The 25,890-nt window shown below is 69.2% G+C and carries 22 protein-coding genes, 2 tRNA genes and 1 pseudogene; 5 read left to right on the top strand and 20 right to left on the bottom strand.

Annotation, left to right across the window (positions count from 1 at the left end; all coding sequences use genetic code 11):
* Positions 1 to 8: 8 nt before the first annotated feature.
* The 9 genes from ACWIHY_RS17805 to folC form a co-directional block, all read right to left on the bottom strand.
* Positions 9 to 1,556 carry a CYTH and CHAD domain-containing protein gene (locus ACWIHY_RS17805; protein ID WP_454376574.1) on the bottom strand — a complete coding sequence of 516 codons (1,548 nt, stop codon included), beginning with the start codon at positions 1,554 to 1,556 and terminating at the stop codon, positions 9 to 11.
* A gap of 39 nt (positions 1,557 to 1,595) precedes the next feature.
* A complete protein-coding gene (gene rodA, locus ACWIHY_RS17800) occupies positions 1,596 to 2,795 on the bottom strand; it encodes a rod shape-determining protein RodA (protein ID WP_454376573.1) in 1,200 nt (399 codons plus the stop codon).
* Entirely contained in the window at positions 2,795 to 4,963 is a 2,169-nt protein-coding gene (gene mrdA, locus ACWIHY_RS17795; protein WP_454376572.1) for a penicillin-binding protein 2, read from the bottom strand. Before mrdA ends, rodA begins: the two co-directional genes overlap by 1 nt.
* Before the next feature lie 37 nt (positions 4,964 to 5,000).
* Positions 5,001 to 5,672: a rod shape-determining protein MreD gene (gene mreD, locus ACWIHY_RS17790; protein ID WP_454376571.1), complete on the bottom strand. Its 672-nt coding sequence runs from the start codon at positions 5,670 to 5,672 to the stop codon at positions 5,001 to 5,003.
* Positions 5,673 to 5,684: 12 nt separating this feature from the next.
* Positions 5,685 to 6,638, bottom strand: a complete 954-nt coding sequence (mreC, locus tag ACWIHY_RS17785) for a rod shape-determining protein MreC (RefSeq protein ID WP_454376570.1) — start codon at positions 6,636 to 6,638, stop codon at positions 5,685 to 5,687.
* Between the two features lie 101 nt (positions 6,639 to 6,739).
* Positions 6,740 to 7,759, bottom strand: a complete 1,020-nt coding sequence (locus tag ACWIHY_RS17780) for a rod shape-determining protein (RefSeq protein ID WP_093800865.1) — start codon at positions 7,757 to 7,759, stop codon at positions 6,740 to 6,742.
* A gap of 288 nt (positions 7,760 to 8,047) precedes the next feature.
* On the bottom strand, positions 8,048 to 8,461 hold the full coding sequence (gene ndk / locus ACWIHY_RS17775) for a nucleoside-diphosphate kinase (protein ID WP_454376569.1): 414 nt from the start codon (positions 8,459 to 8,461) through the stop codon (positions 8,048 to 8,050).
* Positions 8,462 to 8,552: 91 nt separating this feature from the next.
* Complete coding sequence (locus ACWIHY_RS17770; protein ID WP_454376568.1) at positions 8,553 to 8,915, bottom strand: DUF4233 domain-containing protein; 363 nt, start codon at positions 8,913 to 8,915, stop codon at positions 8,553 to 8,555.
* A gap of 5 nt (positions 8,916 to 8,920) precedes the next feature.
* The gene (gene folC, locus ACWIHY_RS17765) at positions 8,921 to 10,435 is read right to left on the bottom strand and encodes a bifunctional tetrahydrofolate synthase/dihydrofolate synthase (protein ID WP_454376567.1); all 1,515 of its coding nucleotides are present in this window, start codon (positions 10,433 to 10,435) and stop codon (positions 8,921 to 8,923) included.
* A 130-nt stretch (positions 10,436 to 10,565) separates the two neighbouring features.
* Here folC and mreB point away from each other — a divergent pair, with 130 nt between their 5' ends.
* Positions 10,566 to 11,591 carry a rod shape-determining protein MreB gene (mreB, locus tag ACWIHY_RS17760; RefSeq protein WP_454376566.1) on the top strand — a complete coding sequence of 342 codons (1,026 nt, stop codon included), beginning with the start codon at positions 10,566 to 10,568 and terminating at the stop codon, positions 11,589 to 11,591.
* Positions 11,592 to 11,672: 81 nt separating this feature from the next.
* Here mreB and ACWIHY_RS17755 read toward each other — a convergent pair whose 3' ends face one another.
* Positions 11,673 to 14,297, bottom strand: coding sequence for a valine--tRNA ligase (locus ACWIHY_RS17755; protein ID WP_454376565.1), 2,625 nt, complete (start codon positions 14,295 to 14,297; stop codon positions 11,673 to 11,675).
* 136 nt (positions 14,298 to 14,433) lie between these two features.
* Here ACWIHY_RS17755 and ACWIHY_RS17750 point away from each other — a divergent pair, with 136 nt between their 5' ends.
* Positions 14,434 to 15,411: a hypothetical protein gene (locus ACWIHY_RS17750; protein WP_454376564.1), complete on the top strand. Its 978-nt coding sequence runs from the start codon at positions 14,434 to 14,436 to the stop codon at positions 15,409 to 15,411.
* An 81-nt stretch (positions 15,412 to 15,492) separates the two neighbouring features.
* On the opposite strand, the gene clpX is transcribed toward ACWIHY_RS17750, so the two are convergent.
* The 5 genes from clpX to ACWIHY_RS17725 all read right to left on the bottom strand — a co-directional run bounded on the left by clpX (position 15,493) and on the right by ACWIHY_RS17725 (position 20,152).
* A complete protein-coding gene (gene clpX / locus ACWIHY_RS17745; protein ID WP_069928765.1) occupies positions 15,493 to 16,788 on the bottom strand; it encodes an ATP-dependent Clp protease ATP-binding subunit ClpX in 1,296 nt (431 codons plus the stop codon).
* 148 nt (positions 16,789 to 16,936) lie between these two features.
* The gene (locus tag ACWIHY_RS17740) at positions 16,937 to 17,608 is read right to left on the bottom strand and encodes an ATP-dependent Clp protease proteolytic subunit (RefSeq protein WP_285439341.1); all 672 of its coding nucleotides are present in this window, start codon (positions 17,606 to 17,608) and stop codon (positions 16,937 to 16,939) included.
* A 42-nt stretch (positions 17,609 to 17,650) separates the two neighbouring features.
* Positions 17,651 to 18,256: an ATP-dependent Clp protease proteolytic subunit gene (locus tag ACWIHY_RS17735; RefSeq protein ID WP_138894507.1), complete on the bottom strand. Its 606-nt coding sequence runs from the start codon at positions 18,254 to 18,256 to the stop codon at positions 17,651 to 17,653.
* A gap of 249 nt (positions 18,257 to 18,505) precedes the next feature.
* Positions 18,506 to 19,891, bottom strand: a complete 1,386-nt coding sequence (gene tig / locus ACWIHY_RS17730; protein WP_454376563.1) for a trigger factor — start codon at positions 19,889 to 19,891, stop codon at positions 18,506 to 18,508.
* Between the two features lie 184 nt (positions 19,892 to 20,075).
* Positions 20,076 to 20,152: transfer RNA gene (locus ACWIHY_RS17725), tRNA-Pro, on the bottom strand.
* 139 nt (positions 20,153 to 20,291) lie between these two features.
* Here ACWIHY_RS17725 and ACWIHY_RS17720 point away from each other — a divergent pair.
* A tRNA-Gly gene (locus ACWIHY_RS17720) sits at positions 20,292 to 20,365 on the top strand.
* Between the two features lie 98 nt (positions 20,366 to 20,463).
* On the opposite strand, the gene ACWIHY_RS17715 is transcribed toward ACWIHY_RS17720, so the two are convergent.
* Positions 20,464 to 20,658, bottom strand: coding sequence for a hypothetical protein (locus ACWIHY_RS17715; protein ID WP_037649254.1), 195 nt, complete (start codon positions 20,656 to 20,658; stop codon positions 20,464 to 20,466).
* A 517-nt stretch (positions 20,659 to 21,175) separates the two neighbouring features.
* Here ACWIHY_RS17715 and ACWIHY_RS17710 point away from each other — a divergent pair.
* The gene (locus ACWIHY_RS17710) at positions 21,176 to 22,360 is read left to right on the top strand and encodes an acyltransferase family protein (RefSeq protein ID WP_454376562.1); all 1,185 of its coding nucleotides are present in this window, start codon (positions 21,176 to 21,178) and stop codon (positions 22,358 to 22,360) included.
* Here the strand turns inward: ACWIHY_RS17710 and ACWIHY_RS17705 are convergent.
* From ACWIHY_RS17705 to ACWIHY_RS17695, 3 genes are read right to left on the bottom strand one after another with little or no spacing between them, the layout of a single operon-like run.
* Positions 22,357 to 22,818: an HD domain-containing protein gene (locus ACWIHY_RS17705; RefSeq protein ID WP_454376561.1), complete on the bottom strand. Its 462-nt coding sequence runs from the start codon at positions 22,816 to 22,818 to the stop codon at positions 22,357 to 22,359. The two genes, ACWIHY_RS17710 and ACWIHY_RS17705, sit on opposite strands and share 4 nt — an antisense overlap.
* A 42-nt stretch (positions 22,819 to 22,860) precedes the next feature.
* Positions 22,861 to 23,253 carry a DUF6086 family protein gene (locus ACWIHY_RS17700; protein WP_454376560.1) on the bottom strand — a complete coding sequence of 131 codons (393 nt, stop codon included), beginning with the start codon at positions 23,251 to 23,253 and terminating at the stop codon, positions 22,861 to 22,863.
* 45 nt (positions 23,254 to 23,298) lie between these two features.
* A complete protein-coding gene (locus ACWIHY_RS17695; protein ID WP_454376559.1) occupies positions 23,299 to 24,117 on the bottom strand; it encodes an ABC transporter ATP-binding protein in 819 nt (272 codons plus the stop codon).
* Positions 24,118 to 24,253: 136 nt separating this feature from the next.
* Between ACWIHY_RS17695 and ACWIHY_RS17690 the strand changes: the two are divergent.
* A pseudogene (locus ACWIHY_RS17690) lies at positions 24,254 to 24,636 on the top strand (cation:proton antiporter domain-containing protein); the annotation flags it as partial.
* A gap of 16 nt (positions 24,637 to 24,652) precedes the next feature.
* Here the strand turns inward: ACWIHY_RS17690 and ACWIHY_RS17685 are convergent.
* Positions 24,653 to 25,798, bottom strand: coding sequence for a PP2C family protein-serine/threonine phosphatase (locus ACWIHY_RS17685; RefSeq protein ID WP_454376558.1), 1,146 nt, complete (start codon positions 25,796 to 25,798; stop codon positions 24,653 to 24,655).
* Between the last annotated feature and the right edge of the window lie 92 nt (positions 25,799 to 25,890).

Below are 25,890 nucleotides of genomic sequence, written 5' to 3'. Positions count from 1 at the left end.
CCCGGCGCTCAGCCGCCCAGATCCTGCAGAAGTTTCCCGGCCGTCGCCCGCTTCCACACGCGCGGCAGCTCCCGTTCCCCGGCCTCGGCGCCGGCTTCCTCCCGCTCGTGCAGCAGGCCCCAGGTGAACGACGTCTCGCCCACCGCGTGGGCCTGGGCGCCCAGGGTCCGCAGCGTCTGCCGCGCCACCACGCTGTCCTGGTGCTCTCCCAGTACGGACTGGACGTCCTTCACCCGTTTCGAGAGCCGCTTGGCGGACTTGCCCAGGGCGGGCCGGGCCGCGTCGGCGGCGTAACGGGTGCGCTTGGCTGCCTTACGCGCGCTGTGCAGCGCTTGGTCCCGCTCGTCACCGGGGGGCAGCGCGAGAGCCGACTCCATGCGGTGGGCCAGTCGGCCGTAGTCCTTGAGGAGCACCTTCGGCAGGACGTCGGCGGCGGGCCGCGATGCGGCAGGGCGCAGCGGCGGATCGGCCAGCAGGGTGTGCAGGGCGGTGAGGAGGTCCAGGTGGCGCCGGCTGTCGAGCGCCGCGAGGGTCCTGGCGCGCGCGCTCGCACGGCCGGCCACGGACCAGATGCGCAGCCGTCCTCGCACCGGGCCGAGGAGAAGCGTGTCGGGTACGTCGTCGATCCGGGCCCGGAGCCTGGCGTCGAGCACCTCCTGGTCGCGGTCCACGCCCAGCTCCTGTGCCAGCCACCTGAGCTCCTCGGCGAGCGGGTCGGTGGCCGTCCGGTCCAGGACCTTGCGGTAGGTCCGGAAGGCACTGCGCAGCCGGCGGGTGGCCACGCGCATCTGGTGGACCGAGTCGGGGAGGTCGCGCCGCACGGCGGGGTCGTACGCCACCAGCGCGTCGTACTGCTTGCGCAGGTACGCGAGGACGTGGTCGCCCGCGGTCCGGGCGTCGCCGTCCGGCCCGCCCTTCTCCGGCCCGTCCCGCTCCGGCTTCTTCCACGACGGCGCCGTGTCCTCCAGGGCTCTGGCCAGCTTGGACGCCGATGCGGCGGGACGCAGGCCGGCCTTGCGGAGTTTCTTCCCGACCGCGTCGAGGAAGGCCGGGTCGCCCTCGTCGGCGAGCTCGACCTCGACCTCGGTCCATCGGGTGGTGGCGCCGGAGGCCGGGACGCCGGTCCGCTGCGCGGTGACGGTGTCGACGCTGACCTCGGCGAGCAGTTCGCCGCGGGCGTCGAGGAGGTGGCGTACGTCGCGCACGCTGCGCAGCCGTACGACGGGAACGACCCGCTCCTCGCGGGTCCGGGACCGCGTCAGGGCGGCCAGGGCGGGTGGCAGGTCGTCCGCGAGCGGGGCGCGGACCTCGTCCCGTACGTCAGGGGAGACGGGGAGCTTGAGGTGCCAGCCGGCGTCGTCGCCGCCGGTGCGCCGCCGCAGGGTGATGGAGTCGGCCGCGAGCCGCAGGTCCTCGGTGTCGTAGTAGACAGCGTCGAGCTCCGCGACGCCCTCGTCCCGTACGGACGAGACCCCGGCCACCTTGGTCAGGTCGGGCAGCCGGGTCTCGTCGGTGGCCTCGTACTTCCGCTCGATCTCGCGCTTGGTGTCCGCCATGAACCGAATCTAGTCGCGATTGCGGCTCGCGGGCAGGTCTCATGCCGTTATGGGCCGCTGCACCCTGATCGACTGGAGCAGTCCGATCGCCACCCAGACCGCGAACATCGACGATCCGCCGTACGACACGAACGGCAGCGGCAGTCCGGCCACCGGCATGATGCCGAGCGTCATCCCGATGTTCTCGAACGACTGGAAGGCGAACCAGGCGATGATGCCGCCGGCGACGATCGTGCCGTACAGCTCGGTCGTCTCGCGGGCGATGCGGCAGGCGCGCCACAGCACCACGCCGAGCAGCAGCAGGACAAGACCGGCGCCCAGGAAGCCGAGCTCCTCACCCGCCACGGTGAAGACGAAGTCGGTCTGCTGCTCGGGGACGAACTGCCCCGTGGTCTGGCTGCCCTTGAAGAGGCCGGTGCCGCTGAGGCCGCCGGAGCCGATCGCGATGCGCGCCTGGTTGGTGTTGTAGCCGACGCCCGCCGGGTCGAGTTCCGGGTTGGCAAACGCGGCGAAGCGGTTGATCTGGTACTCGTCGAGCACACCGAGCTGCCAGACGACGACGGCGCCGACGGCGCCGGTGCCGATGAGGCCGAGGACCCAGCGGTTGGACGCCCCGGAGGTGAGCAGCACCCCGAGGATGATCACCGCTATGACCATGACCGAGCCGAGGTCGGGCATCAGCATGATGACGACGATCGGTACGACGGCGAGGCACAGGGCCTTGACGACCGTGGGGTGGTCGGGATGCTCCTGATCGCCCGCGTCGACGCGGGCGGCGAGCAGCATCGCCATGATCAGAATGATCGTGATCTTGGTGAACTCGGAGGGCTGGAGGGAGAACCCGCCGCCGATCACGATCCACGCGTGCGCGCCGTTGATGGTCGCGCCGAGCGGCGTGAGGACGAGCAGGACCAGCACCACCGACAGGCCGTACAGCACCGGCACCGCGCCGCGCAGGGTGCGGTGCCCCAGCCAGATGGTGCCGACCATCAGGACGAGCCCGATGCCGGTGTTGAGGACGTGGCGCCAGAGGAAGTACTCGGGGTCGCCCTGGTTGAGCTGGTCGCGCGTGCGGGTCGCGGACCAGACGAGCAGCGCGCCGATGACGGACAGCGCGAGCGACGCCCAGAGCAGCGGCCAGTCGAGTCGGCGCACCACGGAATCGCGAGCGGTGAGCTTGGCGAGGGTGCCGCGCTCGGGCGCGTACCGCTGGACGGAGAAACCGTGCGGGCCGGCCATCAGTCGCCACTCCTGCCGATCGCGATCTGCTTGTCCGCAGCCGGATCCTTGGGCTTCTCGGGTACGTACGGCCTGATCTCCGGGGCATCGATGGAGCCGTCCGTGCCGATCTTCGGGAGCTCCTTCTGGGGCTTCGGCAGCAGGGCCTTCTTCGGGTTGATGTCGCCGTCGTCGCTGACTCCGTAGAGGGCGTCGTAGATGTTGCGGACGGCGGGGCCGGACGCGCCGGAGCCCGTACCACCCTGAGAGATCGTCATGACGATCGTGAACTCTTTGGTATAGGTCGCGAACCACGAGGTGGTCTGCTTGCCGTAGACCTGGGCGGTACCGGTCTTGGCATGCATCGGGATCTTGTCCTGCGGCCAGCCGCCGAACCGCCAGGCGGCGGTGCCGCCGGGCTCGACCACGGAGCGCAGGCCCTTGTCGAGGTCGCTGATGGTTTCCGCGTTGACCGGCAGCCTGCCGTGCGGCTTGGGCTTGATCTCCTCGATCTTCTTGCCGTCGGGGCTGATCACGGCCTTGCCGAGGGTGGGGTTGTAAAGGGTGCCGCCGTTGCTGATGGCGGAGTAGGCGGTGGCCAACTGGATGGGGGTGATGAGGACGTCGCCCTGGCCGATGGCGAAGTTGATGCTGTCGAAGGCCTTCAGCTGGTTGCCTTCGAGGCAGCTCTCGTAGGCGATCTGCTCGACGTAGCTGCCGCCCTTCTTGCCCTGCTTGCACCAGCTGTCCTTGTTGGCCGCCCAGAAGTTCTGCTTCCACTGGCGGTCGGGGATGCGGCCCTTGACCTCGTTCGGCAGGTCGATGCCGGTCTCATTGCCGAACCCGAAGTCGTGGGCGGTCCGGTAGAACCAGTCGTGGGCACCCTTCTTCGGCTTTATTCCGCCGTCACGCTGCCACTCTTCGTGGCCGAGACGGTAGAAGACGGTGTTGCAGGAGAACTTGAGGGCGTCGCCCAGCGAGATGGGGCCGTGCCCCTTGGACTCGAAGTTCGCGAAGCTCCGGTTGCCCATGCTGTAGGAGCTGCTGCAGTTGTAGCGGCCGTCGAAGGGGTAGCCGGCCCGTACGGCCGCGCTCGCCGACACCACCTTGAAGACCGAGCCGGCCGGCGCCTGGCCCTGGATGGCCCGGTTGAGCAGCGGGTAGTTGGAGCTCTTGTCCGTGAGCCGGGCGTACTCCTTGCCGGAGATGCCGCCGATCCAGGCGTTGGGGTCGTAGTCGGGCTGGGAGGCCATCGCGACGACGCGCCCGGTCTTGGACTCCATGACGACGACGGCGCCCGAGTCGGCCTCGTACTTGCGGCCGGTGATTTTGTCGGTCTCCTGCCGGACGGTTTTCATCGCCTGGTGGAGCTCGTGCTCGGCGACGGCCTGGACCCGGCCGTCGATGCTGGTGACGACGTTGGAGCCGGGCACCGTCGGATCGTTCTCCGACTCGCCCATGACGCGGCCGAGGTTGTCGACCTCGTAGCGCGTGACGCCTGCCTTGCCGCGCAGCTCCTTGTCGTACGTGCGCTCGAGTCCGGAGCGGCCGACCATGTCGGAGCGCAGGTACGGCGACGGGCCGTCCTTCGCCTTCTCGATCTCCTCGTCGGTGACGGGCGAAAGGTAGCCGAGGACCTGGGCGGTCCTGGCCTTGGCCGGGGCGGTGTAGCGGCGTACGGCCGTCGGCTCGGCGGTGATGCCGGGGAAGTCCTCGGCGCGCTCGCGGATCTGGAGGGCCTGCTTGGTGGTGGCCTCGTCGGTGACGGGGATCGGCTGGTAGGGCGAGCCGTTCCAGCAGGGCTGCGGCGTCTTGGAGTCGCAGAGCCTGACCTTGTCCGCGACTTCCTTGGGCTTCATGCCGAGTACGTCGGCGAGGCGGGCCAGTACGCCCTTGCCGTCGTCCTTCATCTTCATCAGCTCGGTGCGGCTGGCGGAGACGACGAGGCGGGTCTCGTTGTCGGCGAGCGGCACGCCGCGTGCGTCGAGGATCGAGCCGCGGACCGCGGGCTGGACGACCTGTTGGACGCCGTTGCCGGCGGCTTCGGCGGTGTACTCGTCGCCGTTGCGGATCTGGAGGTACCAGAGGCGGCCGCCGAGGGTGAGCAGGAGGGAGAAGACCAGGACCTGGATGATGATCAGCCGGATCTGGACCCGAGGGGTCCGTCCGGTCTCGGGAATGTTGCTCAAGTCGTCCCCTCCTCGGAGTCCCTGGTGCGAGCGGTGGTCACAGGCGCTTGACCCCCTTGATGCGGCCGGCCCGCGCCGCCCGCGAGCGAGCGGCCTTGACCCTCAGCCCGGCGCGCTGGCTGCCGATGCGCAGCCCGGTGCCGGAGGCAAGCCAGCCGCTGGCCACGTCGGCGCCGTTTTTGCCGCTCTGGCTGTCGGCGAGCGGGTCGTTGTCGGCGCGTCTGGCCAGCGCCATGACGACCGGCACGACGAACGGGGCGAGCAGCAGGTCGTACAGCGCGGAGGTGAGCAGCAGGTTCACGATGCCCACATGGCGGGCCGCCGTGTCGCCGACGAGGGCGCCCACTCCCGCGTACAGGAGGGTGGAGCCGATGGCGGCGACGACGACCGCGACCATCGGGGCGGTCGCGGACCTGAGCTGGCCGGTGTCCGGCTTCGCGAGTCCGGCGAGGTAGCCGATGACGCACAGGACGAGCGCGTAGCGGCCGGCCGCGTGGTCGGCGGGCGGGGCGAGGTCGGCGAGGAGGCCGGCACCGAACCCGATGAGGGCGCCGCTCGTGCTGCCGTACACGAAGGCGAGGCCGAGGACGGTCAGGAGCATCACGTCGGGTACGGCGCCGGGGAGTTGGAGCCGGGCGAGAACGGTGACCTGGACGACCAGGGCGACGACCACCAGCGTGGTGGAGAGCAGGATCCGGTTGAAGCGCATGAGGTTCAGCTCCTACTCGGTGCCGTCGGCGGCCACGGTGCCGTCGGCGGGAGGCCCGGAGGGGGTGACCGTGACGGTGACCGTGGGCGTGGGCCTGGGGCCCGCGGGCTTGGGCGGCAGGACCATGTCGCGCGGGTCCTTGCGCGGCGCCTGGACGACGACGCCGACGATGTCGAGCTTGGTGAAGCCGACGTACGGGCGGACGTAGACGGTACGGGTGAGGTCGCCGCCGGAGGGGTCGACGCGAACGACCCGGCCGACCGGGACGCCGGGCACGAACGGCTTGGCGGCCTCCGAGCCGAAGGTGACGAGCCGGTCGCCCGCCTTGACCTTGGCCTTGCCGTTGAGCATCTGTACGCGCAGCGCGCGGTCCCCCTGGCCGGTGGCGAAGCCGAGCTCGTCGGTCTTCTCCAGGCGGGTGCCGACGGTGAAGTCCGGGTCGTTGGCGAGCAGTACGGTCGCGGTGTTCGGTCCGACGGTGGTGACGCGGCCGACGAGTCCGTCGCCGTTGAGCACCGTCATGTCGCGCTTGATGCCGTCATTGCTGCCGGAGTCGATGGTGACGGTCCAGGAGAATCCCTGGGCCGCTCCTATCGCGATGACTTCGGCGCCCTTGATGCCGTACTGGCCGGCACCCGCCCGCTTGAGCATCTTGTCGAGCTGGCGTACGCCACTGCGGTTGCGGTCGTCGCTGCCGAGCTTCTGCTTGAGTGCGGCGTTCTCGCGCTCGAGGACGGTGAGGCGGTCGTGCCGCTCACCGGAGTCCCGAACGGCTCCCACGGCGTTGCCGATCGGGTCGACGGCTGCGGCGACCCCGTTCTCCACCGGTCCGAAGACGGTGGCGGCGGCCCGCCTGGCGCCGTCGACCGGCGAATCCTCGCCGCCACGGATGTCCACCGTGATCAGCGCGAATGCGATGGCGATCAGCAGCACCAGGAGCAGCCGACTCTCTCGTGTGTCCCTCACGTGCGGCGGCCGTGCCTTCCTCGTCGGAATTCTTGTGTCTGTATATCAACGATCCGCCGCACGAGAGGGAAGGCCTCGTACGGCGGATTCGTCAGGTCGGCTCATCTGCGGGGCTGGGCGTCCAGTACCTGCTGGAGTGCCTCGAACTCCTCGACGCACTTGCCCGCTCCGAGCGCGACGGAGTCGAGCGGGTCCTCGGCGATGTGGATGGGCATGCCGGTCTCCCGGCGCAGGCGCTCGTCGAGACCGCGCAGCAGGGCGCCGCCACCGGTGAGGACGATGCCGCGGTCCATGACGTCACCGGAGAGCTCGGGCGGGCACTTGTCGAGCGTCGTCTTCACGGCGTCGACGATGGCGTTGACCGGCTCCTCGATGGCCTTGCGGACCTCGGCCGCCGAGATGACGACGGTCTTCGGCAGCCCGGAGACGAGGTCACGGCCGCGGATCTCGGTGTGCTCGTCCTTCTCGAGGTCGAACGCCGAGCCGATCGTGATCTTGATCTGTTCGGCGGTGCGCTCACCGAGCAGGAGGGAGTACTCCTTCTTGATGTGCTGGATGATCGAGCTGTCCAGCTCGTCGCCGGCGACCCGGATCGACTGTGCCGTGACGATTCCTCCGAGCGAGATGACGGCGACCTCGGTGGTGCCGCCACCGATGTCCACGACCATGTTGCCAGTGGCCTCGTGGACGGGCAGGCCCGAGCCGATGGCCGCGGCCATGGGCTCCTCGATGATGTGCACCTGGCGTGCGCCGGCCTGTGTGGACGCCTCGATGACGGCACGTCGCTCGACGCCGGTGATGCCGGAGGGCACACAGACGACGACCCGGGGGCGAGCCAGGTAACGGCGCTTGTGGATCTTCAGGATGAAGTAGCGGAGCATCCGCTCGGTGATCTCGAAGTCGGCGATGACGCCGTCCTTCAGCGGCCGGACGGCAACGATGTTGCCCGGCGTCCGGCCGATCATCTTCTTCGCCTCGGAACCAACGGCGAGGATGCCGCCCGTGTTGGTGTTGATGGCGACGACGGAGGGCTCGTTGAGCACGATGCCTTTACCCCTGACGTACACCAGCGTGTTGGCGGTCCCGAGGTCGACAGCCATGTCACGGCCGATGAACGACATTGAGTTCCCCTTGTTCCCCATGAGGATGCGTCGGGCCTTCCCAAGTGGAGCGGTTGGCTTTTAGGACGGCGAAGTGGGTGGTGCGGGCGTGGAGGTTTCCATCGTAGTGCCGCCTGCACGGAAGCGGCGCGAGGGTCCTTCGCCATTGTGAGTGGAACACGTACCCGTCCCAGTAATGGTGACGTCGTGTCGGAGGGATGCGTTCCCCGCATCGTCCCGCATATGCCGGGGGGCGGCCGAATTACTTCGGTCGCCCCAGGCCATGACCTCTATTTGGCTGACGTTATGTCAGGAAATGCCGGGGAAAAAAAGCTTCAGCTCTCGCTCTGCGGACCCCTCGGAGTCCGAGGCGTGGATGAGATTCTCCCGGACGATGGTCCCGAAGTCGCCACGGATGGAGCCAGGAGCTGCCGCGATCGGGTCAGTCGGACCCGCCAACTGGCGTACACCCTCGATGACGCGCTCGCCTTCGACCACCAGCGCGACGACCGGACCGGAGGACATGAACTCGACCAGCGGCTCGTAGAAGGGGCGGCCCTTGTGCTCGCCGTAGTGCTGCTCCAGCGTCTCGTGGTCGAGGCTGCGCATCTCCAGCGCGGTGATCTTCCAGCCGGCCTTGCGCTCGATGCGGCCGACGACCTCGCCGATCAGCCCACGCCGGACCGCGTCCGGCTTGAGAAGGACGAGAGTGCGCTGAGTCATGTACGGCTCCTTGCGGGCATAGCGGATGCAATGCCCTGAGGCTACAAGGACACGCCGCAGGGACCGCACCCGGCACTGACGACAGCGGCCCCTACTGCGCCGGGGCCTGCGTCTCCTGCGCCTCCGCCTGCGCCGCCCAGCGCGCCTTGGCCTCGTCGATCTTGCGGCCGTAGTGGATCGACGCCCACCACAGGCCCGCGAAGACCACGCCGAGGAAGAACATCGCCGGGACCACGAAACCGCTCGCGATCAGCCCGATCTGGAGCGCCCAGCCGAGCTGCACACCACCCGGACGGCCGAGCATCCCGCAGAGCAGCACGGACAGCAGCATCGCGATGCCGCACACCGTCCAGACCGCGGTCGTCGACAGGTCGTCGGACTTCATCGCGACGAGGCCGGCGAAGGCCACCACGAAGAACTCACTGATCAGAGTGGACGCACAGAGCACACGCACGGGATTCAGCCCCTCCCCAGAAGCAGCCGGGCCTCGCCGACCGTGATCACGGAACCGGTCACCAGGACGCCACCGCCCGCGAACTCGCCCTCTTCCTCGGCGAGCGTGATGGCGGCCTCCAGCGCGTCGTCGAGACGCGGCTCGACCTGGACCCGGTCGTCGCCGAAGACCTCGACGGCGATGGCCGCCAACTCGTCGACGTCCATCGCGCGGGATGTGGAGTTACGGGTGACGACCACCTCGGCGAAGACCGGCTCGAAGGCTTCGAGCACGCCCCGCACATCCTTGTCGCCGCTCGTCCCCACGACCCCGATCAGCCGGCTGAAGCTGAACGCCTCGGTGACGGCCTCCGCCGCCGCCCGCGCGCCCGCCGGGTTGTGCGCCGCGTCCAGCACGACGGTGGGGCTGCGGCGTACGACCTCCAGGCGGCCCGGCGAGGTGACCGAGGCGAACGCCTTGCGGACCGTTTCGTTGTCCAGCGTGCGCGCGTGCTCCGCGCCGATCCCGAAGAACGCCTCCACGGCCGCCAGGGCCACCGCCGCGTTGTGTGCCTGGTGCGCGCCGTGCAGCGGAAGGAAGATCTCCTCGTACTCGCCGCCGAGTCCGCGCAGGGTGATGAGCTGGCCGCCGACCGCGACCTCGCGGGAGACGACACCGAACTCCATGCCCTCACGGGCCACCGTGGCGTCGACCTCGACGGCCTTCTTCAGCATCACCTGCGCCGCGTCGACCGGCTGCTGGGCCAGGATGACCGTGGCGCCCTGCTTGATGATCCCGGCCTTCTCGACCGCGATCTCACCGGGCGTGGCGCCGAGCCGGTCGGTGTGGTCCAGGTCGATGGGCGTGACGACGGCGACGGACGCGTCGATCACGTTCGTCGCGTCCCAGCTGCCGCCCATGCCGACCTCGACGACCGCCACATCGACGGGCGCGTCGGCGAACGCGGCGTACGCCATGCCCGTCAGCGTCTCGAAGAACGACAGGCGGTGCTCCTGCATGCCGTCGGTCATCTCGACGTACGGCTGGATGTCCTTGTACGTCTCGATGAAGCGCTCGGGGTCGATCGGGGAGCCGTCGAGGCTGATGCGCTCGGTGATCGACTGCACGTGCGGGCTGGTGTACCGCCCGGTGCGCAGCTCGAAGGCGCCGAACAGGGCCTCGATCATGCGGGCCGTACTGGTCTTGCCGTTGGTCCCGGTGATGTGGACCGAGGGGTACGCGCGCTGGGGCTCGCCCAGGACGTCCATCAGCGCGGCCATCCGGACCAGCGACGGGTCGAGCTTGGTCTCCGGCCAGCGGCCCAGGAGCTCCTGCTCGACGGCACGCAGCGCCTTGTCCACCTCCGGGTCCTGCGGGCGCCCGGCGGCGTCGTCGCCCTGGCGCGGGGTGCCTTGGGTGCGCAGGGTGCGGCTGCCTGCCTCGATCACCGCCAGGTCCGGGTCGCGGCCGGTCTCGGCCTCGACGATCTCTTCGAAGGCATCGGGGGTGTCGCTGTCATCGTGCGGGGGGAGCTGGCTCACGGGACCAGTCTACGGAGCACCGGAGACAGCGCCCCGCCAGGACCTGCGAGCCGCCCTTCGGACGCTCTGCGGCGGCGGATCCGGCGATGTCGTGCCAGCCTGGGGAAACCGCGATCGGAGGTTTCTCCAGATGGGTGACACGGCCAAGGACATCGGTATAGACCTGGGAACGGCGAACACCATCGTCTACGCCCGGGGCAAAGGCATCGTCCTCAACGAGCCTTCCGTGGTGGCAGTGCAGGCCAGGTCCGGCACGGCCCTCGCGGTCGGCCGCGAGGCCAGGGACACCATCGGCCGGACGCCGGGTTCGATCACGGCGATCCGCCCGCTCAAGGGCGGCGTGATCAGTGACTACGCGGCCGCCGAGGAAATGATCCGGCACTTCGTGCGCAAGGCCGTGCCCGGCCGCAAGCCCCGCACCCGAATGGTCCTGTGCGTACCGAGCGGAATTACTCCGGTCGAGCAGCGCGCGCTCGTCCAGGCGGCCGAGCGCGTGGGTGCCGGCACGGTGCATCTGGTCGACGAGCCGATGGCCGCGGCGATGGGCGCCGGGCTGCCGGTGTCCAAGGCGCACGGTTCGATGGTGGTCGACGTCGGTGGCGGCACCACCGAGGTCGCCGTGATCTCACTGGGCGGCATCGTCGCGGCGTGGTCGCTGCGTGTGGGCGGCGACCGGCTGGACGCGGCGATCGCCGACCATGTGCGCAAGGAGCACGGGCTGCTCATAGGGGAGCGGACGGCCGAGGCCGTGAAGCTCGCCATCGGCTCGGCATGGCCGGTGCCGGACGACCCGGACCTGGAACACCGCACGTTCCCCGTGGGCGGGCGGGAGAAGGCCCCCGGGGGGCTGCCGCACACCCTGGAGCTGAGCGCGGCCGAGGTGCGGGCGGCGCTCGACGAGTCGTGCGAAGCGATGGTGTCCGCCGTGAAGTCGACGCTGGAGGAGTGCCCGCCGGAGCTGGCCGACGACGTGATGGAGCACGGCATCGTGCTCACGGGCGGCGGGGCGCTGCTGCCGGGTCTGGACCTGCGGATCGCGGCGGGCGCCGGGATACCGGTGTTCGTGGCGGACGACCCGCTGGACTGCGTGGCGCTGGGAGCGGGCAAGTGCGTCGAGAACTTCGACGCGCTGGAGGAGTTCCTGGCCGACTGGTAGCAGCGGGCGCCTGTCCCGTACGTACGAGGAGGGCCCCCGCGCGGCTCGCGCGGGGGCCCTCCTCGGACGTCGTACCAGTCCCTACTTCTCCGGCAGGGCTCCGAGCTGCGCGGTGATGCGCTCGATGTCGGCCTCGGCCTTGGAGAGCCGCCCGCGGATCTTGTCGACGACGTTGTCCGGGGCCTTGGCCAGGAACGCCTCGTTCCCGAGCTTGCCGTTCGCCTGGGCCTTCTCCTTCTCTGCGGCCGCGAGGTCCTTCGCCAGGCGCTTGCGCTCCGCCTCGACGTCGATCGTGCCCGACAGGTCGAGCTCGACCCTGGCGCCCGCGACCGGCAGGGACGCGGTGGCGTGGAAGTCGTCACCGGCCGGCTGGAGGCGCAGCACCTGGCGGATGGCCGCCTCGTGCGGCGCCAGCGCCGTCCCGTCCAGGGCCAGCCGGGCGGGGACCTTCTGGCCGGACTGGAGGCCCTGATCGGAGCGGAACCGGCGGACCTCGGTGACGACCTGCTGGACGAACCCGATCTCCTTCTCCGCCTCGGCGTCGCGGAAGCCCGAGTCGTTGGGCCAGTCCGCGATGACGAGCGACTCCTTGCCGGTGAGCGTGGTCCACAGCGTCTCGGTGACGAAGGGGACGACCGGGTGGAGCAGGCGCAGCATGACGTCGAGGACCTCGCCCAGGACACGGGCGGAGACCTTGGCCGGCTCGCCGCCCGCGAAGAAGGTGGTCTTGGACAGCTCGACGTACCAGTCGAAGACCTCGTCCCACGCGAAGTGGAAGAGCGAGTCCGAGAGCTTCGCGAACTGGTAGTCCTCGTAGTACGCGTCGACCTCGGCCACGGTGGCGTTCAGTCGCGACAGGATCCACCGGTCGGTCGCCGACATCTGCTCGGCCGGGGGCAGTTCACCTTCGACCGTCGCGCCGTTCATCAGCGCGAAACGGGTGGCGTTCCAGATCTTGTTGGCGAAGTTGCGGGAGCCCTGGACCCAGTCCTCGCCGATCGGGACGTCGACGCCCGGGTTGGCGCCGCGCGCCAGGGTGAAGCGGACCGCGTCGGAGCCGTACTCGTCCATCCAGTCCAGCGGGTTGACCGCGTTGCCGAAGGACTTCGACATCTTCTTGCCGAACTGGTCGCGGACCATGCCGTGCAGGGCGATGGTGTGGAACGGCGGGGTGCCGTCCATCGCGTAGATGCCGAACATCATCATCCGGGCGACCCAGAAGAAGAGGATGTCGTAGCCCGTGACCAGGACCGAGTTCGGGTAGAACTTCTCGACGCTCGGGGTCTGTTCGGGCCAGCCGAGCGTGGAGAACGGCCACAGACCGGAGGAGAACCAGGTGTCCAGGACGTCGGTGTCCTGGTGCCAGCCGTCCCCGGTCGGCGCCTCGTCGTCGGGTCCGACGCAGACGACCTCGCCGTTCGGGCCGTACCAGACGGGGATCCGGTGACCCCACCACAGCTGACGCGAGATGCACCAGTCGTGGAGGTTGTCGACCCAGCCGAAGTAGCGGGGCTCCATCTCCTTCGGGTGGATCTTGACCCGCCCGTCGCGGACCGCGTCGCCGGCCTCCTTGGCCAGCGGGCCGACCTTGACCCACCACTGGAGGGACAGGCGCGGCTCGATGGTCGTCTTGCAGCGCGAGCAGTGCCCGACGGAGTGGACGTACGGACGCTTCTCGGCGACGATCCGGCCCTCGGCACGCAGGGCGGCGACGATGGCGCTGCGGGCCTCCAGCCGGTCGAGGCCCTGGAAGGGGCCGTGGGCGGTGATGACCGCACGCTCGTCCATGACGGCGAGGTTCGGCAGGTTGTGGCGCTGGCCGATCTCGAAGTCGTTCGGGTCGTGGGCGGGCGTCACCTTGACGGCGCCCGTGCCGAAAGCGGGGTCGACGTGCTCATCGGCGACGACCGGGATGCGGCGGCCGGTGAGCGGCAGCTCGATCTCGGTGCCGACGAGGTGCGCGTACCGCTCGTCGTCGGGGTGGACGGCGACGGCCGTGTCACCGAGCATCGTCTCGGCGCGGGTCGTCGCGACGACGATCTCGGCGTCCCCGGAGCCGTACCGGATGGAGACGAGCTCGCCGTCGTCGTCCTGGTACTCGACCTCGATGTCGGAGATGGCCGTCAGACAGCGCGGGCACCAGTTGATGATGCGCTCGGCGCGGTAGATCAGCTCGTCGTCGTACAGCTTCTTGAAGATCGTCTGGACGGCCCTGGACAGCCCCTCGTCCATGGTGAACCGCTCGCGCGACCACGCGACACCGTCACCGAGGCGCTTCATCTGCCCCGAGATCTGGCCGCCGGACTCGGCCTTCCACTGCCAGACGCGCTCGACGAACGCCTCGCGCCCCAGGTCGTGGCGGGACTTGCCCTCCTTGGCGAGCTCGCGCTCGACGACGTTCTGGGTGGCGATGCCGGCGTGGTCCATGCCCGGCTGCCACAGGGTCTCGTAACCCTGCATGCGCTTGCGGCGGGTGAGGGCGTCGATCAGCGTGTGCTCGAAGGCGTGCCCGAGGTGGAGCGATCCCGTGACGTTCGGCGGCGGGATGACGATGGTGTACGGCTCCTTGCCGCTCTTCTCGTCCGCTTCGAAGTAACCGCGTTCTACCCAGCGCTCGTACAGCTTCCCCTCTACCTCGGCCGGCGCGTACTGGGTCGGCAGTTCGGGGGCGGGGGCTGCTGGCTGCTGCTGAGAGTTCTCGGTCACGGGCTCAGTTTACGGGCGTCACAGCCCCGTACCGAAACCGGATTCTTGGTAACGGTGAGGGCCCCGCCGACCCGGGATGCCGGTGGTTCCGCCAGGATGTTCGTAACGCATAAGTATCTGGAGGGGAACCCAGTCCATGAGCTACAACCAGCCGGGTCCGTACGGCGGGCAGCAGCCCGGTCCTTACGGCCAGCAGCCGCCGCAAGGCCAGCCGAACCCGTACGGCCAGCAGCCCCCGCAGGGCCAGCCCGGCTACGGCTACCCCCAGCAGGCCCCGCCGCCCCAGGGTTACGGCTACCCGCAGCAAGGCCAGCAGCAGCCCCCGTACGGCCAGCAGCCTCCGTACGGCCAGCCCCAGCACCCGGGCCCCTACGGGCAGCAGCCCCAGTACCCGGGCGGCATGGTCCCGCCCCCGCCGGGCGCGCCGAAGAAGAAGACCGGCCTGATCGTGGGCGTGCTGGTCGTGGTGCTGGCTGTCATCGCGGGCGGCGTGTACTTCCTGACGCAGGGCGGGGGCGGCAACGGCGACGTCGCCGACGACACCAAGGGGTACAAGATCGTTCCCCCGGCAGTCGTGGGTGAGTTCAACAAGGCCCCGGGAAGCGGCAGCCCGTCCACCTTGCCCGAGAAGGAGAAGGCGAGGATCGAGGCCATCGGGGTCAAGGGCCCCCAGTCGACGAATGCCGCGTACAAGACCGGTGACGACCCCCTGAAGGGCCGCCAGTTGTCCTTCTTCGGCCTCTGGGGAGAGATCGCCGACCCGGAGCAGGCCCTCGACAACTACCTTGCGAGCGTCGCGAAGGGCGAAGGCATGGGCGCGGGTGTGCAGATCCAGGCCGCCGGAAGCGCCGAGTCGGTTGAGCCCGAAGGCTTCGAGGGCGCCCTCATGAAGTGCCAGAACTTCAAGATCACGAACCCGAACGGCGACGGCAGCCTCGCCAAGGGGCCCAAGGAGATGGAGTTCCCGGCCTGCGCCTGGGCCGACTACGGAACCCTGGGCGGTGGGAACCTCCTCGACATCGCCTCGCTCGCCGTCGGCGGAAAGGGCGCGTCCCAGGAAGAGCTCGCGGCCCTGACCGCCAAGCTCTACAACACGTCCCGCGCCAAGGCGTAGCCTGCACAGCACGCACCAAAGCGAAGGGGCGCCCGGCCAGTTGGACTGGCGGGGCGCCCCTTCGGCGTACGTACCGGACCGCTACGCGGACTTCTCGTGGCGGCCGTCGTTCTTGATGATGCGCGGCTCGCGCGGGACCAGTGTCGGGTTCACGTTGTTGTGGACCACGTCCGCCGTGATGACGACCCGGGCCACGTCCTTGCGGGACGGGACCTCGTACATCACCGACATCAGGACCTCCTCCATGATGGCGCGCAGACCGCGCGCGCCCGTCTGGCGGAGGATCGCCTGGTCCGCGATCGCTTCCAGCGCCTCGCGCTCGAACTCCAGCTCCACGCCGTCGAGTTCGAAGAGTCGCTCGTACTGCTTCACCAGCGCGTTGCGCGGCTCGACCAGGATCTGGAGGAGCGCCTCGCGGTCCAGGTTGTGGACCGAGGTCAGGACGGGGAGACGGCCGATGAACTCCGGGATCATCCCGAACTTCACCAGGTCCTCCGGCATGACCTCCTGGAACTGGTCGCTCGCCTCGATCTCCCGCTTCGAGCGGATCGTCGCACCGAAGCCGATGCCCTTCGCGCCCGCACGCGACTCGATGATCTTCTCGAGGCCGGCGAACGCGCCGCCCACGATGAAGAGCACGTTCGTCGTGTCGATCTGGATGAATTCCTGGTGCGGGTGCTTGCGGCCGCCCTGCGGCGGCACCGAGGCCGTCGTGCCCTCAAGGATCTTGAGGAGGGCCTGCTGGACACCTTCACCCGATACGTCGCGCGTGATCGACGGGTTCTCGCTCTTTCGGGCGACCTTGTCGATCTCGTCGATGTAGATGATCCCGGTCTCGGCCTTCTTGACGTCGTAGTCGGCCGCCTGGATCAGCTTCAGCAGGATGTTCTCGACGTCCTCGCCGACATACCCGGCTTCCGTCAGCGCCGTCGCGTCGGCAATCGCGAACGGGACGTTCAGCATGCGCGCGAGCGTCTGCGCCAGCAGCGTCTTGCCGGAGCCTGTCGGGCCCAGCAGGAGGATGTTGGACTTGGCCAGTTCGATCGCGTCGTCGCGGCCCGAGCCGCTGCCCGCGTTCTCGCCGGCCTGCACGCGCTTGTAGTGGTTGTAGACCGCCACCGAGAGCGCCTTCTTGGCGGGCTCCTGGCCGACTACGTACCCCTCGAGGAACTCGTAGATCTCCCGCGGCTTGGGGAGTTCCTCCCACCGCACCTCGGAGGTCTCTGCGAGCTCCTCCTCGATGATCTCGTTGCAGAGGTCGATGCACTCGTCGCAGATGTACACACCGGGTCCTGCGATGAGCTTCTTCACCTGCTTCTGGCTCTTGCCACAGAACGAGCACTTGAGCAGGTCGCCGCCATCACCGATGCGTGCCACGAGGTGCTTCCCCTTCGCCTGGGAGACGCCACGTTCAGCGTCTCCTGGTGCCTCATATCCGACGGTACCTTGCCTGGCCCCCCGTTCGGGCCCCCCTTGGCACGGTTCACATTGACGTGCACGGTGCCAAGGGGTGGGCTGTCACGCGTCAGGCGCCCACTGGCGCGTTCTTGCGGGTGGACACGATCTGGTCGATCAGACCGTACGCAAGAGAGTCCTCAGCGGTCAGGATCTTGTCGCGCTCGATGTCGTCGCGGATCTTCTCGATCGGCGTGGTGGAGTGCTTCGCGAGCATTTCCTCCAGCTGCGAGCGCATCCGGAGGATCTCCTGAGCGGCGATCTCCAGGTCGGAGAGCTGCTCGCGGCCCGTCTGCGAGGACGGCTGGTGGATCAGCACGCGCGCGTTCGGCAGCGCCATGCGCTTGCCCGGCGTGCCGGCGGCGAGCAGGACGGCGGCGGCGGAGGCCGCCTGGCCCATGCAGACCGTCTGGATGTCCGGCTTCACGAACTGCATCGTGTCGTAGATGGCCGTGAGGGCCGTGAACGAGCCGCCGGGGCTGTTGATGTAGATCGAGATGTCGCGGTCCGGGTCCATCGACTCCAGGCACAGCAGCTGCGCCATGACGTCGTTGGCCGAGGCGTCGTCGATCTGCACACCGAGGAAGATCACGCGCTCCTCGAAGAGCTTCGCGTACGGGTCGTACTCACGCACGCCCTGCGAGGTGCGCTCGACGAAGCGCGGCACGATGTAGCGGTTGTCCACCTGCGGGCCGGTGTAGAGGCCGCTCGCGGAGAAGTCGTTCATGTGGGTTTTCACCATCCTGGTGGCGTTCGGTGGGCTGGGGTGGCTCGGCTGCGGGGATCAGGCCCCGGTACCGCCGCCGCCCGGAACGCCCGAGGCGGAGCTGATGATCTCGTCGATGAGGCCGTACTCCACGGCTTCCTCCGCCGAGTACCAGCGGTCGCGGTCACCGTCACGGATGATCGTCTCGACGGTCTGGCCGGAGTGCCGGGCGGTGATCTCCGCCATGCGCTTCTTCGTACGCAGCAGCTGCTCGGCCTGGATCTTGATGTCCGAGGCGGTGCCCCCGAGGCCGGCCGAGCCCTGGTGCATCAGGATGTCGGTGTTGGGAAGCGCGAAGCGCTTGCCCGCGGTGCCACCGGTCAGCAGGAACTGGCCCATCGAGGCCGCGAGGCCCATGCCGATGGTGACGACGTCGTTCGGGATGTACTGCATGGTGTCGTAGACCGCCATGCCCGCCGTCACCGAGCCGCCGGGGCTGTTGATGTAGAGGTAAATGTCCTTGTCCGGATCGGCCGCAAGGAGGAGCAACTGCGCTGTGATCTTGTTGGCGATGTCATCGTCGACCTGCTGGCCGAGGAAGATGATCCGCTCGCCGAGCAGCCGGTTGTAGACCTGGTCGCCGAGGCCTCCACCGATGGACGGCTCACCCGCGGCGTACGGCATCAGATTCGTCACGTATACACCTGCTCGTCTCTGACGGCATCGGCCGTCTCAGCGTCTTCGTACCGGAGGGCGGGGACTCCCCACTCTCCTCTTCATGGACCCTAACGCGCAGGTAGGACAACGCCATCCCGCTTCCCGAACTGTTCGCTGGGAGCGCAAGGTAGGGGCCCGCAACTCCGTACGACGACGGGCCCGGACGCGTGATGCGTCCGGGCCCGTCGCAGCAGATCAGAGCGAAGCGGTCGAGGCTCAGGCCTCGGCGGGCTTCTCCTCGGTCTCGTCCGCGGACTCGGCCTCGGAGGACGCCTCGGCGGCCTCGTCCTCGTCGTCCTCGAGCTCGACGGCGTCACCGTTCGTGTCGGTGACCTTGGCGGCCTCGACGACGACAGCGAGCGCCTTGCCGCGGGCGACCTCGCCGACGAGCATCGGCACCTGGCCACCCTCGACGACGGCCTGAGCGAACTGGTCGGGGCTCATGCCGGAGGACTGCGCGCGCCGCATGAGGTGCTCGGTGAGCTCCTCCTGGTTGACGTTCAGCTTCTCCTTGTTGACGAGCTCGTCGAGGACGAACTGCGTCTTGATGCCCTTGACCGCCTGCTCGCGCAGCTCGGCGTCGAACTCCTCGGCCGTCTTGCCCTGGATCTCGAGGTACTTCTCGATGTCCAGGCCCATCTGGCCGAGCTGGTGGTGCTCCAGGTTGTGCTTGCGGGTCTTGACCTCGTCCTCGAGCAGCTTCTCGGGGATCGGGACCTCGACCAGCTCCAGCAGCTTCTCCAGGACACGCTCCTGGGCCTGCGTGGCCTGGTCGTACTGCTTCATGTTCTCGAGGCGCTTGCGGCTGTCGGCCTTGAGCTCGTCAAGTGTGTCGAACTCGCTGGCCATCTGCGCGAAGTCGTCGTCCAGCTCGGGCAGCTCGCGGGCGGCGACCGCGGTGACCTTGACGGTGACCTCGGCCTCCTTGCCCTCGGCGCTGCCGCCCTTGAGCGAGGAGGCGAAGGTGGCCTCGCCACCGGCCTCCAGGCCGGTCACGGCCTCGTCGATGCCGTCGAGGAGTTCGCCGGAACCGATGGTGTACGAGACACCCTCGGCCACGCCGTCCTCGAGGACCTCGCCGTCGACCTTGGCCTCGAGGTCGATCGTCACGACGTCACCGTCGGCGGCGGCGCGCTCGACCGGATTGGTGGAGGCGAAGCGCGCGCGCAGCTCCTCCACGGCCTTGTCGACGTCCTCGTCCTTGACCTCGACCGCGTCGACCTCGACCTCGATGCCGGAGTAGTCCGGGATCTCGATCGTCGGGCGGATGTCGACCTCGGCGGTGAAGGACAGCAGCTCGCCGTCCTTCAGCTCGGTGATGTCGACCTCGGGCTGGCCGAGAACGTTCAGCTCACCCTCGTTGACAGCCTCGGTGTAGAACTTCGGAAGGGCGTCGTTGACGGCCTCCTCCAGCACAGCACCACGGCCGAACCGCTGGTCGATGACTCGGTTCGGGATCTTGCCCTTACGGAAGCCCTTCACCGTGACCTGCTGGTTGATCTTCTTGTACGCCGCGTCGAGGCTGTCCTTGAGCTCCTCGAAGGGCACCTCAATGCTGAGCCGAACCCGGGTCGGGTTCAGGGTCTCCACGGCGCTCTTCACGGTTCGGTCTCCTTGGGGGCTGACTTCTGGGGTTCTGCTGGGCCGCGCGGGAGGCGGCTTCGCCGATCGAGCCCGGCACATCAGACACACGGGCACGAGTCTGCATAGTAACGGCAAGCAGGAAGACTCCCACAATGCGATCTTGGTCGGGACCGCGCGGGATCACGCATCTGGTGCTGGTGAATGGTCGGGGTGGCCGGATTCGAACCGACGACCTTCCGCTCCCAAAGCGGACGCGCTACCAAGCTGCGCCACACCCCGTCGGTGCGACACGTAGGGTACATGCCCGCGGACCGTACGGCCGCCGCTTTACGAGGGGCGCATCGGGTGTGCACCGACCGCCGGGAACCCGCTACGATGCTCTTCGTGCCGCGGTCACGTGACCCTGCGGTGCGTATGTGCGGGCGTAGCTCAATGGTAGAGCCCTAGTCTTCCAAACTAGCTACGCGGGTTCGATTCCCGTCGCCCGCTCCACGGCCTCCGGCCCGGCTTCGGTGATACGTCACCGAGCCGGGCCGGTGGCGTTTCCGGAGCCGTGCCTTCCATCTGCGCCGGCCGTCCGCGCCCGCCGCTCAGAAGCTGATCTGGTTGATGGTCTCCGCTATCGAATTCAGGAAGCGGTTGATCGAAGGCGCCATCCCGGTGGACGCGAGGAAGAAGCCGAACAGCACGGCCACCACCGCCGGTCCCGCCTTGATCGAGCCCCCGCGGATCAACACCACCAGGACGATCGCCAACAGAAGCACCACAGACAGTGAAATGGCCACAACTGATCACACCCTTGGTCGGTCCGCCTTGCCGGCCCGGGAGCGCACGGCCCAGCGCACTCCCGCAGGCACCATCGTGCCACCAACTCACCACTGGTGGTTGTCGGGTGACGCAACGTCGGCGACCGGTACGCGCCGTCGGGAGGCCCGGCGTACACCCCGGGGCGCGGGCGCCGCACATGCGCGCCGCGGAATTGATCTGCCCCGCACGCGAGTTAATAGGCATGATCGTTTCGCTATCCACACATCACGTTCGCAGGAAATTCGAATTGCGTGGACGCCCACACACCTGTGGCCGACAAAGACGTAATGAACAGGACATATCACCAGAGTCTCCCGCTGGCGGTATGCACCATTTAATCGGGATGAGTTACCCCATACGGGGGTGTAGATGTGAGCCGCGTCATAAACGGCCATCACTATGTCGACTTCCCTGTCCACGGGGTACTCGCATCAATTGGAGAGAGCTGAGAACAAGGTTTTACGAAATCGATCCGGCGACGCTAGGGTGCCTCAGATGTTTCACGCTCCGCACGGATATCAGAGGGCCCCGCTCCCCCCGGCCCGGGAGCAGGAGCCCGAAACACCGCCCGCCCGGACCGCCGCGACCACCGTCCCCGCCCCCGTCCCCGCCCCGGCCGCCGCCCCCGCACCGAAGCAGCGCGACGCGTTCTTCGACAACGCCAAGTACCTGGCGATCGTCTTCGTGGCGATGGCGCACATGTGGGAGCCCGTGATGGACGGCAGCCGCGCCACCCGCGCGCTGTACATGGTCGTCTACAGCTTCCACATGCCGGCCTTCATCATCATCTCCGGCTACTTCTCGCGCGGCTTCGACCTGAGCCCCAAGAAGATCCAGCGCCTGATCACCGGCGTCGCCGTGCCGTACGTGATCTTTGAGACCGCTTATACGCTGTTCAAGCGCTGGGCCGACGACCCCGACCAGTCCATCAGCCTGCTCGACCCCTGGTATCTCACCTGGTTCCTGATCGCCCTGTTCGTCTGGCGGCTGACGACACCGCTCTGGCAGTCCATCCGCCATCCCCTGCCGGTCGCGCTCGCCATCGCCGTACTCGCCTCCGTGACCCCCAACATCGGAGACGACCTCAACCTCCAGCGCGTACTGCAGTTCCTGCCGTACTTCGTGCTGGGTCTGCTGCTGAAGCCGGAGCACTTCCGGATGGTGCGCCGCCGCGAGGTCCGGCTGCTGGCCCTTCCCGTCGTGCTGTGCACGGTGCTCTTCGCGTACTGGGCCGCCCCCCGCATCGGGCTCGGGTGGTTCTACCACAGCAGCGCCTCGCAGCAGATCGGCGCTCCGTGGTGGGCCGGGGTCGTCATGACCTTCGCCCTCTTCGGCTGCTCGCTGGTCCTGACGGCCTGCTTCCTGGCCTGGGTTCCGGGCCGCACGATGTGGTTCACCGTGCTCGGAGCGGGCACGCTGGGCGGTTACCTGCTGCACGGCTTCCTGGTGAAGGGAGCGAGCTACGCGGAGCTGTTCGAGACGTACCCGTGGCTCGCCACTCCGCTCGGCGAGATCCTCGTGACCGTCGCGATCGCCGTCGCGGTCACGCTGCTGTGCACCCCGTTCGTGCGGCGGATGTTCCGCTGGGCGATGGAGCCGGAGATGAAGTGGGCGTTCCGCCGCGACCCGGTGGAAAACGCCAGGCAGCGCGAGCGCCGCTCTCTGGCCAAGGCCTCCTAGGGAGCAGCGGGCCCGGGTTCCAGTCCCAGGAGACGGTGTACCTCCGCGTATTTGAGCGTGAGCCGGACCCTGGTCGCCTCGTCGAGTACGGCGAGACGGCCGGGGTCCGCGTTGTGTGCGAGGTCCGCTTCCTTGACCAGGAGCGCGCCCGGTGTCGCGAGGATGCGCCGCGTGTACGCGCGCAGGTCCTCCCCCGGGCGCTTGGTCACCGCGAGCACCATGTCCTTGGTGGCCTGCGGCAGTTCGGCCGCCGCGAGCCAGTCCGCCGGCAGGGCGTCGTCCTCCACAGCGTCGTGCAGCCAGGCGGCGGCGATCTGGTCCTCGGAGCCGCCCCGCGTACGGACGCCCTCGGCGACGGCGGCGAGGTGCTCGGCGTACGGGCGGCCGGCCTTGTCGGTCTGCTTCGCGTGTGCGGCCCGGGCGACGGCCTCCACCTGGGCCAGGGTCAGATTCGGCATGGTCCGACTCTACGGATGCCGGTGCGGACGGTGTACGGCCCCTCAGTCGGGGAGCGACCAGGCGACGTCACGGGCCGCCTCCTCCAGGCGGCCGGCGGCGTACGCGCCCCAGGGCCGGTCCGCGGGCGGCGCTTCCAGGCCGGTGAGGCGGATGCCGCCGTGCCGGGCGAGGACGATCGCCGTGGGCAGGAAGCCGTCGAGCAGTGCGCCGCTCACCGGGTGACTGGTGCGCAGGCGCCGGTCCACCAGGGCGTTCACGAAGGCGCCGTACACCGGCAGGTCGATCTCGTACTCGTCGGCGGTTTCCGGGCCGATGCCGTGCGGCCGCCTGTCCAGGTACGGCACGAACGTGCCCGCCGCGGCGACGAAGAGCCGCGCCACTCGCGTGGCCGGGTTCCACAGCGTCCGGCCGTCCGCTTCGAAGTACTGGCTCATGAGTTGAGCGTATCCAGCGCGGGGGCGCGCCCAAGGCGTTTTCGATCAGGCGGCAACTCCCGCGTGGGCCGGGGCTGTCAGGGACGTCATGCGGGCGGCGATGCGCGCGGCGGAGGCACGGGGCAGGGTGTCGGCGATCTCGCCGTCGGCGAGGAAGAGGACGCGGTCCGCGTACGCGGCGGCCGCCGGGTCGTGGGTGACCATCACGACGGTGGCGCCAAGTCGGTCCACGGCGGCGCGCAGAAGTGCGAGGACCTCGGCTGTGGTCGTGGTGTCGAGGGCGCCGGTCGGCTCGTCGGCGAACACGACGTCGGGGCGGGTGACCAGGGCGCGGGCGATCGCGACGCGCTGCTGCTGGCCGCCGGAGAGCTCGCCGGGGCGGCGCGCCCCCTTGTCGCCGAGGCCGACCTGGGCGAGGACTTCGGCGGCGCGGCGGCGGTCGGGCCGCCCGCCGGCCAGTCGCACCGGCAGCAGGATGTTCTGCTCGACGGTGAGGGCGGGCAGCAGGTTGAACGCCTGGAAGACGAATCCGAGGCGGGAGCGGCGCAGGGCGGTGAGCTTGTTCTCGCTCATGCCGGAGATGTCGGTACCGCCGAGGTGTACCGATCCGGTGGTGGGGCGGTCGAGGCCCGCCGCGCACTGGAGGAACGTCGACTTGCCGGAGCCGGAAGGGCCCATGACGGCGGTGAAGCTGCCGCGCGGGAGGGTGAGGCTGATGCCGCGCAGGGCGTGGACGGCGGAGGAGCCGCGGCCGTACTGGCGGCGTACGTCGCGCAGTTCGACGGCCGCGTCGGTCCGGGGACCGGCCTGGCCGCCGGGGTCGGCGGTGCCGCTCTTCTCGGTCCTGTTCCTGCGCAGTGCCATGGTGGCCGCCCTCTCCGCTCGCGATTCCCGGCGTTCGTCTACGGCTCGAACCTACGGAGGACGAGAGGCGCGGACCATGACGGCTGCTGGCGGAAGCGACGTGGGGAAAACCCCCTTGGGGGTTGCGTCATCAACTGCCTTCGGCCTTTCGATCGACCCCGGTGACCTGCCGGTCGCACTGTGGCCCGTCCTGATCGCCGTCGCCGTGACGCTGGCGATGAATGCGGTGGCGGGGCTGGCGGCGCGCGTATTCACGGCTTCGGGGCGGGCCCCGCGGCGAACATCGAGACGACACTGCTGGCGCGCGGCGAGTTCGCCCTGGTCCTCGCCACGATGGCGGCGGGCGCGGGCCCGGACGAGCGGCTCTCGCCCTTCATCGCGGGATACGTGCTGCTGCTCGCGGTGCTGGGCCCGCTGGCCGCCGGGCGCTCCCACTGGCTGGCGAAGGTGCTGCCGGGCGGGCGGCGCGGCAACGGGAGCGGGCCCGACCATGAAGGCGGGCGTGAGCTGGTGAGCTGAGCGGCCGGCCGCGGCCTTACGCGTCGTGGCAGATCAGGAGGAGGGCACGGTCGTCGTTGACGTCCTTCGCCACCGCTTCGATCAGGTGCCAGGCCGCGCCCTCGAAGCCGCAGGACACATAGCGGTCGGCCTCGCCCGTCAGGCGGTCGATGCCTTCCGCGATGTCCCGGCCCGAGGCTTCCACCAGGCCGTCCGTGAACAGCATCAGGACGTCGCCGGGCGCCAGCGAGCCCTTGCACGAGTCGAACTGGGCACCGTCGTACACCCCGAGCAGCGGTCCCTCGCCGGACTTCTCCTCCCACCGGCCGCTTCCCGCGTGGAGCTGGAGTGCTGGGAGGTGGCCGGCCGACAGGAGTTCGTAGTCGCCGGAGTCCAGGTCCAGCACCAGGTGGATGGAGGTCGCGAAGCCCTCGTCCCAGTCCTGGCGCAGCAGGTAGCCGTTGGCGGCGGGGAGGAAGCCGTGGGGCGGGAGCGAGCCGAGCAGGCCGCCGAACGCCCCGGACAGGAGCAGCGCGCGCGAAGCCGCGTCCATCCCCTTTCCCGAAACGTCGGTGAGGACGACCTCCAGGGTGCGGCCGCCGTTGGTGCGGGCCGCGACCACGAAGTCGCCGGAGAAGGACTGGCCGCCCGCGGGCCGCAGCGCCATCTCGCTGTGCCAGCTCTTGGGGAGGCGGGGCAGCGCGCTCTGGACCCGGATGCGTTCGCGCAGGTCGAAGAGCATCGTGCCGCCGCGTCGCCAGGGGACGCCGACCCTGGCGCGGAACTGGGCGATGATCAGGCCGAAGAAGCCGCAGGCGGCGACCGTGAGGACCGTGCCGGGCGTGACCGTGGCCGGGCCCTGCGTATAGGGGCCGAGCACGATCGACTCGACGATCAGTCCGGTGGCGGCCGCGGCGTACAGACCGAGCAGGCTGGCCGGGCGCAGCAGCAGGCCACCGGCCACGATCGGCAGGACCAGCAGGGCCGGCGCGCACCAGACCGGTGACACGATCGTGCCGAGGACGATCGCCGGGACGGTCAGCAGCAGGCCCGCCAGGGCGATCCAGTCCGAGCCGTCGCCCCTGAAGTAGTCGACGCCGGATTTGCGCAGCGCGATCCGGGCCCGGTGCGCCGACTTGCGCGTCCGTGCCGAGAACGATTCGGTTCCCACTCCAGCTGCCATTGCGGTGGACCCTATCCATCCCTGCCGCTCCTCCGCAGGGGGACCCCTGTGACATTGTGTTCGAAATTGGGTCGCTCGAATGCCGGAGGCCT

It is taken from the genome of Streptomyces sp. NPDC055287 (assembly GCF_053646035.1).
The sequence above is the reverse complement of the archived record's forward strand: the minus strand, read 5'-3'. Positions and strand labels throughout refer to the sequence as shown.

Excerpts from the sequence above, each read along its gene's own strand:
- ACWIHY_RS17700 (WP_454376560.1), bottom strand. The coding sequence starts at position 23,253 with ATGAGCCAGTACTTCGAAGCGGACGGCCGGACGCTGTGGAACCCGGCC.
- ACWIHY_RS17735 (WP_138894507.1), bottom strand. The coding sequence starts at position 18,256 with ATGCCGTACGCCGCGGGTGAGCCGTCCATCGGTGGAGGCCTCGGCGAC.
- ACWIHY_RS17705 (WP_454376561.1), bottom strand. The coding sequence starts at position 22,818 with ATGCCGAATCTGACCCTGGCCCAGGTGGAGGCCGTCGCCCGGGCCGCA.
- ACWIHY_RS17710 (WP_454376562.1), top strand. The coding sequence starts at position 21,176 with ATGTTTCACGCTCCGCACGGATATCAGAGGGCCCCGCTCCCCCCGGCC.
- ACWIHY_RS17695 (WP_454376559.1), bottom strand. The coding sequence starts at position 24,117 with ATGGCACTGCGCAGGAACAGGACCGAGAAGAGCGGCACCGCCGACCCC.
- ACWIHY_RS17805 (WP_454376574.1), bottom strand. The coding sequence starts at position 1,556 with ATGGCGGACACCAAGCGCGAGATCGAGCGGAAGTACGAGGCCACCGAC.
- ACWIHY_RS17740 (WP_285439341.1), bottom strand. The coding sequence starts at position 17,608 with ATGGTGAAAACCCACATGAACGACTTCTCCGCGAGCGGCCTCTACACC.
- ACWIHY_RS17685 (WP_454376558.1), bottom strand. The coding sequence starts at position 25,798 with ATGGCAGCTGGAGTGGGAACCGAATCGTTCTCGGCACGGACGCGCAAG.
- mreD (WP_454376571.1), bottom strand. The coding sequence starts at position 5,672 with ATGCGCTTCAACCGGATCCTGCTCTCCACCACGCTGGTGGTCGTCGCC.
- ACWIHY_RS17780 (WP_093800865.1), bottom strand. The coding sequence starts at position 7,759 with ATGTCGTTCATCGGCCGTGACATGGCTGTCGACCTCGGGACCGCCAAC.
- rodA (WP_454376573.1), bottom strand. The coding sequence starts at position 2,795 with ATGGCCGGCCCGCACGGTTTCTCCGTCCAGCGGTACGCGCCCGAGCGC.
- mreB (WP_454376566.1), top strand. The coding sequence starts at position 10,566 with ATGGGTGACACGGCCAAGGACATCGGTATAGACCTGGGAACGGCGAAC.
- ndk (WP_454376569.1), bottom strand. The coding sequence starts at position 8,461 with ATGACTCAGCGCACTCTCGTCCTTCTCAAGCCGGACGCGGTCCGGCGT.
- ACWIHY_RS17750 (WP_454376564.1), top strand. The coding sequence starts at position 14,434 with ATGAGCTACAACCAGCCGGGTCCGTACGGCGGGCAGCAGCCCGGTCCT.